This is a genomic window from Dietzia sp. Cai40, from assembly GCF_014145165.1.
Lineage (GTDB): Bacteria > Actinomycetota > Actinomycetes > Mycobacteriales > Mycobacteriaceae > Dietzia > Dietzia natronolimnaea.
On sequence record NZ_JAALEB010000342.1, the window covers coordinates 1 to 6,901 of the forward strand.

At 68.3% G+C, this 6,901-nt stretch carries 8 protein-coding genes and 1 pseudogene; all 9 read right to left on the minus strand.

The genetic code is table 11. The features are described from left to right. Window positions 1-1,189, minus strand: a pseudogene (locus G6022_RS12965) (hypothetical protein); the annotation flags it as partial. Next, the gene (locus G6022_RS12970) at window positions 1,180-2,001 is read right to left on the minus strand and encodes a hypothetical protein (protein ID WP_182638506.1); all 822 of its coding nucleotides are present in this window, start codon (window positions 1,999-2,001) and stop codon (window positions 1,180-1,182) included. The pseudogene G6022_RS12965 and the gene G6022_RS12970, both read right to left, overlap by 10 nt. Continuing rightward, window positions 1,998-2,633, minus strand: a complete 636-nt coding sequence (locus G6022_RS12975) for a hypothetical protein (RefSeq protein ID WP_182638505.1) — start codon at window positions 2,631-2,633, stop codon at window positions 1,998-2,000. The genes G6022_RS12970 and G6022_RS12975 overlap by 4 nt, the downstream gene beginning before the upstream one ends. A 12-nt stretch (window positions 2,634-2,645) precedes the next feature. Continuing rightward, window positions 2,646-2,942 (minus strand): hypothetical protein, encoded by a 297-nt coding sequence (locus tag G6022_RS12980; protein WP_182638504.1) that lies wholly within the window; start codon window positions 2,940-2,942, stop codon window positions 2,646-2,648. A 5-nt stretch (window positions 2,943-2,947) separates the two neighbouring features. Beyond that, entirely contained in the window at window positions 2,948-3,247 is a 300-nt protein-coding gene (locus G6022_RS12985; protein WP_182638503.1) for a hypothetical protein, read from the minus strand. Window positions 3,248-3,286: 39 nt separating this feature from the next. Then, window positions 3,287-3,928, minus strand: a complete 642-nt coding sequence (locus G6022_RS12990) for a DUF6668 family protein (protein WP_182638502.1) — start codon at window positions 3,926-3,928, stop codon at window positions 3,287-3,289. A 32-nt stretch (window positions 3,929-3,960) separates the two neighbouring features. After that, the gene (locus G6022_RS12995) at window positions 3,961-5,460 is read right to left on the minus strand and encodes a cutinase family protein (RefSeq protein WP_182638501.1); all 1,500 of its coding nucleotides are present in this window, start codon (window positions 5,458-5,460) and stop codon (window positions 3,961-3,963) included. A gap of 176 nt (window positions 5,461-5,636) precedes the next feature. Further along, entirely contained in the window at window positions 5,637-6,377 is a 741-nt protein-coding gene (locus G6022_RS13000) for a hypothetical protein (protein WP_182638500.1), read from the minus strand. A 40-nt stretch (window positions 6,378-6,417) separates the two neighbouring features. After that, window positions 6,418-6,747, minus strand: a complete 330-nt coding sequence (locus G6022_RS13005; protein ID WP_061229507.1) for a hypothetical protein — start codon at window positions 6,745-6,747, stop codon at window positions 6,418-6,420. Window positions 6,748-6,901: the final 154 nt, after the last annotated feature.

The window sequence follows — 6,901 nt, forward strand, 5'->3', positions numbered from 1 at the left end:
CGGCGCCGGCGACAGCGCCCGTGGCTCCGGCAGCGGCGGCGCCGATGCCTGCGGCGCTGCCACCGGACACTGAGGCAGACACCGCCGGGGCGACGACGCGCATCAGCGCAGGCAGTACGAGGCCGGCCGCGGCCAGCAGCAGCATCGAGGAGACCGCCTCCATCATCGACGGCTGTTCTGTTCCCGAGCTGAGCCAGAACGCCACCAGATACAGCAGTGTTGCCACCGGCTTGAACAGCAGCGCCGCGACGACGAACCCGATCATCGACTTGAAGGCCTGCTTGCCGGTGCTCAGCGCGAACGACGCTGCCGCCAACGGCAGCAGACCCACCACCACCACCAGAAGGCCCTCGCGGATCACTAGCGCCAGCATCTGCGCCAGGGCACCCAGCAGCGCGAACACCACCAGGATCAATACCGCGGCCGGCCCGAGTCCGGTCTCCTCGTCGATGAGCGCGACCGCGTTGATCTTGGCCTCTGGATCCCCGCCCAGACCGTCGGTGAGCCACTGCGTCGAGACCAGGTCGGTGGCCATGTGCAGCGACATGATCACCGCCGGCAGCGCGGCCCCGGCGAGGATGAAGTTGAAGACGAGCTGCCCGACGTCCTCGAACCCATCACCCAATCCGCGGTTCCGGGCGACCGCCATCCGTGCCCCCGCAATGATCAGCGACACCACGAACAGCAGTACCTGCGCCCACAGCGTCAGGTTGAATACGCCCGCCACTGACGACTCGAAGTCTGCTCCCGAGAAGGGTGACTCCTTAATCCACATCGTCATGATCAGCGACAACGCCTGAGCATTTCCCTCCAGGAGGGACTTGACGAAGTCTCCGATCGGGTCGCCCCAGAAGCCGGACGTCACCGCCTCGATCGCATCGGTCGGATGAAGGGCTGCACCGGCGGTGTTGCATGCGCCAGAGACGACGCCGCGAGCGGGGGCGGTGAGCGTTTCACGCAGTCCGCCGGCCTGAGCCGACTCCCTCAGCCACTCATGGGCTCCGGTGCCGGCGAACAATCCGCCGTCGAGCACATCACCGTCGAGATCGCCGTTGCGGCAGTCCTCGTAGAACGACTGGAACTCATTCTGGTCCGTGTCCTGAGCAGCAGCCGGTGCAGCGAAGGCAACCGAGGCCAGGACCGCGGCTAGTAGCGCGATTGCGAGCTGCTTGAGGCGTGTCAGATCCACAGCACCCACGACCGATCCAGCTCTTCCAGGGGCGGCAGCGAGCGGCCGGAGACGATCTCCCACTGTTCGCCAGTCCACGACAGGGACACGCGCATCACCGGGTGTTCTGTTGCGCTGACGTCGATGGTGTCGACCTGGCCGACGGCCTCAGACACCGACGGCATCGCCGCCTCCACGGTGCAGAAGTCGGGCGAGCAGTGACTGAAGCGGAACCACCGGGGCGCCTGAAACCCCTCGGCTGCCTGCATCGCCCGCCCCTGGGTGGCCGCGCCACGTGTGCGCAGCTCCTCGAGCAGCTCCGGGTCTTCCGCGACGAGATCAGGCGCAAAGCGCTGCATGAAGTCGGCGTAGACCGGTCCCATCTCCAGCCCCAGACCGATGTAGTTGGCTGTGAGCAGTGCCGCGCCGACGGGAGAACGGGCGTACCCGGTCATCACGCCTCGCTCCACCGCTGTCGGGCCATCCGAGGACGAGACCATCAAGGTGGTCCCGCTCGGGACACGCTGAAGCGCTAGACCCGCTGGCGCCGCGACCGGCTCGGTCCCGCCGGGAAACGCGCCCGCCTGGCCGGTTTGTGCAACGGGCTCACCTTCGGGAGCGTCCACGACTGTCACTTGCCGGCCCACGAGGTCGCTGACCACCCGCCCTGGCTGCTCCGCAGGCGCCGTGGTCGGTGACGCAGTGGGCGTGGCCGGCGCGGGTGCCGCCTGGCCGCTTTGCTCATCGGTTCCGCTCATGGTGATGACCAGGACCAGCACCGTCAGAGCGACGATCAGCACCGCTGCGCCGCTGATCCATGCCTTCTTTGTCATTTGCTGTCCTCATCCCAGGTCGTGAAGCCGTCGAGGGCTTGGATCTCGGCCGCGTCGATGTCGTCTTCCTGCGTGGGAAGCACGAGCTTCCAGTCCGCCCCTGTCCACGCCACCTGCACCGGGTAGGCCGTCAGCAGGGGCTCCTGTTCTCCCGGCGCAGGCGGGGTCGATGTAGCCAGCAAGACGATCGCCTTCTCGGGCGAGTAGTCGGTGACCTTGAACGCGGTGAAGGTGGCGGCCACCGAGGGATCGACGGCGCCCGACACGCTCATCAGCACACGGGTTTGCGCCCACTGGTCCCGGCCGGGGCCGGGAGCGGTGACCGTGCGCACGACTTCGGGCCACGTGGAGTCGGGCGCCGTCGCCAGGGCTGCTTGCCCGTTCGCCGCCGCCAGAGCCGCGCCTTGCGGGGTATGGCTGTACCCCTGGGGCGGAGACGTTCGCGCCGGCCCGTCGGCGCGGGAGGTCGGCACCTTGAGTCCGGCTACGTTCCGCCACGTCAGATCGGCCGGGGCAGAAGCGGTGTCCACAACTGGCGGCTGCTCGGTCTGCTCATCGTTTGAGCAGGCGGTGTTCGCCGTCAGCAGCAGCGTTACCGCCGCAGCGGTGAGAACGCATCGCATCTTGGACAACAGGGGCTCCTTCTAGATGAATACGTCGGCGATGTGCCCGGCGGAGGCCACGATCAGGCATCCGAGGAGGACTTTGATCGTGATGGCCTGGATCGAAGGGCCGTACTGGTCGACTAGGCGGTTGTCGATCGTCAGCAGAGCCCCGATCGCCATAACGCCGGCGACCACGACGGCGGTGGCTCCCCACTTGACCCAGCCGACCGCCTGGGAGAACCGGGTCATCGCCTCGGCTGGAGGGCCGACAGGGCTGGTCGGAGGCAGCACTACCGCCGGGTCCTGCGCCAGCACGGTCACCACGTCGGTGAGCACGGCGGCTAGGAGACCAGGGCGTTGACGATGGGGCCGGCCAGCATGATCAGCAGGCAGCCACCGATGATCCGTGCGACCGTCGTCTGGACCTCGTCACCGTTGCCGGCCCGGCGAGCCATGATGAAGTAGGCACCGGCAGCCATTACGCCCATGACGCCGAGCGCGATGCAGCCCCACATGAAGTACGCCAGGGCGGTGTCGACCTTCTCACCGGCACCGGGGATCTCCATCGGCGACAGGTTCTCGCCGACGGCGATGATCTGCTCGGCCACCGGGGCGGCGGCGTGAATCGTCTCAACAAACATTGCGTTCTCCTTGGATCACAGAGGGGCTGGGCAGGGGGATCATTTGTCGGCGCGGCGCGTTCGCCACTGCTCGCCCGCGGCAGCGAAGACCTCCGCGGCAGCGGTGGCGACCGATTCCGGGACCGCGTCGGTGGGCGCTAGCGGACGGGCGAATCGCTTAGCCGGTGGCGGGGTGTAGTCCGGGGTCCACTGCGCCAGCTCGGTCGGCTCCGAGGTCAGCAGCTCGGGAACCCAGTCGATGTGCCAGCTCGCCCCGGCAGCGGCGGCGACGAGCTCGCGTCGGCGGGACAGTGTCAGGTCCGGTTTGCCGGGGGCTGCGGCGACGGTGACCAGGCCCAGCAGCGAGCAACCACCGACCTCTCCTGCCTGGTGCTGAAGGCACAGCCGGTGCGCTGCATTGAGGCCGACCGTGTGCATTCGTGCGACGACGACGACGAACGGCGCTTTCTCGGCGGACGGCCAGCCTCGCTGACTGTCTGCGGCCGGCGCCCACATGGATTCCAACGTCGACACCCCGGCACCGCCGTGGGCGCCGAGCAGCCAGATCACCGGGGTCCGGCTGTCGGCGGGGCGCGGAACGGGTGCGTCCCACACCGGTGCGCGATCCCCTTCGGCTGGCACAGCCAGCCACCCGGGCACAGCCTTAGATGTCGGGTGCGGAAGTTTGTGGGCGCTGGTCATGCTCGCCTCCTTCGTCTTGTCCCTTGCGGGCGTCACGCGGTCACCGAGGCCAGGGCCTCGGAGAGTCCGGCGATGTCGGCGGTCTGCGACTTCGCCGGCAGCTTGGACAGCTGGTCGTCCCCGGCTCCCGACCGGATCAGGGCCATGCGGTCGGCATCCGTGGAGTGGCTGATCTCGCTGACCGGCTCCATCCCCCGGGCAACGGCGAGGTCGTTGGCCGCGGCCAGCGCCCACTGCTGGGTGATCGCCGCCGGGGACTGCCCTGATGCCGTAAACGGGGTGCGGTCGTACATGCCGTGGGCGTCGATCGCGTTCCAGGTCTGGGTCTGGGTCGCCAGGTCGACCAGGCCCGTCGTGTCGGACACCGTGTGCTCGATCTCGCCGATCACCCGCTGCAGACCGGAGTCCACGGTTGCGGGAGTGATGACCTCAGACGCCGCAACAGCGAGCTGGCCCACCAGCACCGCTGCCGCCGCTGCCGGGCTCGCTGCGCCGGCCACCGCGATCTGCGCGATGTTCTCCGGCGTCAGGGTCTTCTTCGCCACGGTGATCGACGCTCCGAGCGCCATCCCGGCCAGCTTGGTCCCGGCTTCCACCAGCAGTGCGGTCGGATCGGTCGGGTTCTGCACCTGGGTCGGATCGGAGTAGCGCGCCATCCGCGACAGCGTGGTGTTGCCCCGGCTGGCCGGGGCGATGGTGAAACCACTTCCGTCGGAGTACTCCACGTCTTCGGCGATGGTCTCTGCGGCCGTGAACAGCACCGACTGCCCCGCCACGGTGGCGACGTTGACCAGCGCACGGATCGGGTCTCCCCCGGTCTCGCTCTGTCCGGCGATGTTGGCTACGACCTGGAACAGATCGGAGTCGGGCGGGGTGTCGCACGCCAGGTCTCCGGGGACGCAGAACGAGGCGACTCGATCGGCCACCGCACCAAAATCCGGTGCCGACGTGTTCGGGGAGATTCCGCGCCCCTCCGGCCGCGGAGCACCCTCGCCCACGCTGATCGCCGACACCGCCGCACCCTCCGTGCCCGGCACCGCCCCCGGAGTCGTCCGGGACGAGCCCTCCTGGAAGATCGGGGCGCCCTGAGCACGGGTGGGATCACTCATCAGCGCCGCACCGGCGAACTGCTCGGGAGTGACAGGCCCGGAGCCGGCGCCGATTTCTCGAGCCAGCGCCGAGGCGACCTGGGCGCCCTGGCTGTAGCCGGAGACGAAGATCTTGGTCTCCGGGCATCGCTCGATCGTCTCGGCGATGAGCTTTCGCCCGTTCTCTATGCCGACGGTGACGCTCTCGGCGTAACTCGACTGATCCTCTGAGGGGACGAAGCCTCCGAAGGATGCCGGGTACGGCACGTAGGTGCGGCTCATACGCGCCTGGCCATCGGCGTTAGCCGCTCTGACGGTGGGACTCACCACGCGAGCCATCCATCCCGTGTCCGCGTCGGTCTTGGAGTTTCTCGTTGACTCCGTCGTGCCGTTGATCGCCACGAGCTGCACCAGCGGGCACTCATCGCCCTCGGGCAACGCCACCTCCGAGGTCCCTCGAGACGAGGTCGGGACCGTAGCGGTTGAGGTCAAAGGTCGAGCCGTGGTGGCGGAGGGTGTAGCGCTAGCCGTGGTTTGCGCCTGGACCCCTCCCGCTTGGGCTGCCACTGCCAACGATGATGCCGTGATGACAGCGCCGATCCTTGCCACGTTCCCCGGCTTCATTCGCTGGCTCCTTCAGAGTTCTCTTCGATCGAGACGATCCGGACCTCCCCGTTTTCACGGGTGGTCGTCACGCGCTGGTAGTAGGTCGTTTCGCTGCCGTCAGGAGCGGTCTCGGTCAGCTCGACCACGGCGTCGTCGCCGTCGCGCTCGATATGCAGGCAGTGCGTTGTTCCCCGAGCCACTGAGTCGATGCCCTCCTGAAGAGCATCGAGATTGGTGATCGGTGAATCCTTCGCCAGCAGTGGCTTGATGGCGTCGGCGTCTCTGGCGACGTAGTAGGCGTGCTGGAAGGCCAGGACCACGCCGGCGGCGGACTCTCGGTCGCCCTTGCCGTTGCCCGACACTGTGGTGGCCGACTCGGAGGACTCGCACTCCGACTCGGCCACCACTTCGTCGCCACTCTGCGGTGCGGTGGTCGCCGTCGTGGGGACCGTCAACGTCGGGGAGGCCGACGTCTCGGAGCCAGACAAGAGCGACGACAGCAGCCACGCGCCGCCCCCGATCACTAGCAGCACCGCCGCGACCGTGCCGCCGAACAGGAGCTTGGTCCGCTTCCGGCTGCTATCGCGCGCCGGCGGGGCTTCGACAGCCGAGGGGGTGGCCTCTGCCTGGTCGAACCACTCGTCGTCGGACTCCGGGCCTCCGGCCACGGCTTCTAGGTGGCGGGGTCCGTTGCGGTCGTCAGCAGAATTTGACGACTCCGAAAACCACTCGGGCAGATCGTCGTCGCGGCTCATTTCCACTCCCCTCGATCGGTGCGGCGATCAGTACGCGGGATCAGTTGAAGTGGACCGGGGGAACGCCCGGGATGTTCAGGTTGTTGATCGACCCGGCAACGTGGTCCTTGGCCTGGTTGATCGAGTCGTTGATGCCGTTCTGCACGCCCATCGCCGCGTGCGGGTTGGCGTTGACCGCGGCCCCGCCGGCACCGAGCGAGGCGGCCCCACCGGCGGCACTTCCGGTGCCGGCCAAGCCGGCGATCGCGGTACCAGCGGTGGCAATCGGACCGGCGGCGGTGGCCGCTCCGATGACGGGGGCAGCGATCGGGCCAAGGGTCGCTAGCGCGGCGATGATCGCGCCGGAGATGGCAGAAGCGGCGGTGAGCATGGTTGTTCCTCTTTCTCTACGGGTGGGACCGGCGACCGGGCGGCCGTCAGCCGATGTGAAGCTGCTTCGGAAGGATCGGGGCCTGCGGCACGACGGGCGCGCGGCCACCCAGGTCGATCGTGATTCCCTGCGGTGCGGCTGCCGGGGCAGGAGC

What these genes read in the sequence shown, in the direction of transcription:
- G6022_RS12970 (WP_182638506.1), bottom strand. Translation starts at nt 2,001, where the DNA reads ATGACAAAGAAGGCATGGATCAGCGGCGCAGCGGTGCTGATCGTCGCT.
- G6022_RS13000 (WP_182638500.1), bottom strand. Translation starts at nt 6,377, where the DNA reads ATGAGCCGCGACGACGATCTGCCCGAGTGGTTTTCGGAGTCGTCAAAT.
- G6022_RS13005 (WP_061229507.1), bottom strand. Translation starts at nt 6,747, where the DNA reads ATGCTCACCGCCGCTTCTGCCATCTCCGGCGCGATCATCGCCGCGCTA.
- G6022_RS12985 (WP_182638503.1), bottom strand. Translation starts at nt 3,247, where the DNA reads ATGTTTGTTGAGACGATTCACGCCGCCGCCCCGGTGGCCGAGCAGATC.
- G6022_RS12990 (WP_182638502.1), bottom strand. Translation starts at nt 3,928, where the DNA reads ATGACCAGCGCCCACAAACTTCCGCACCCGACATCTAAGGCTGTGCCC.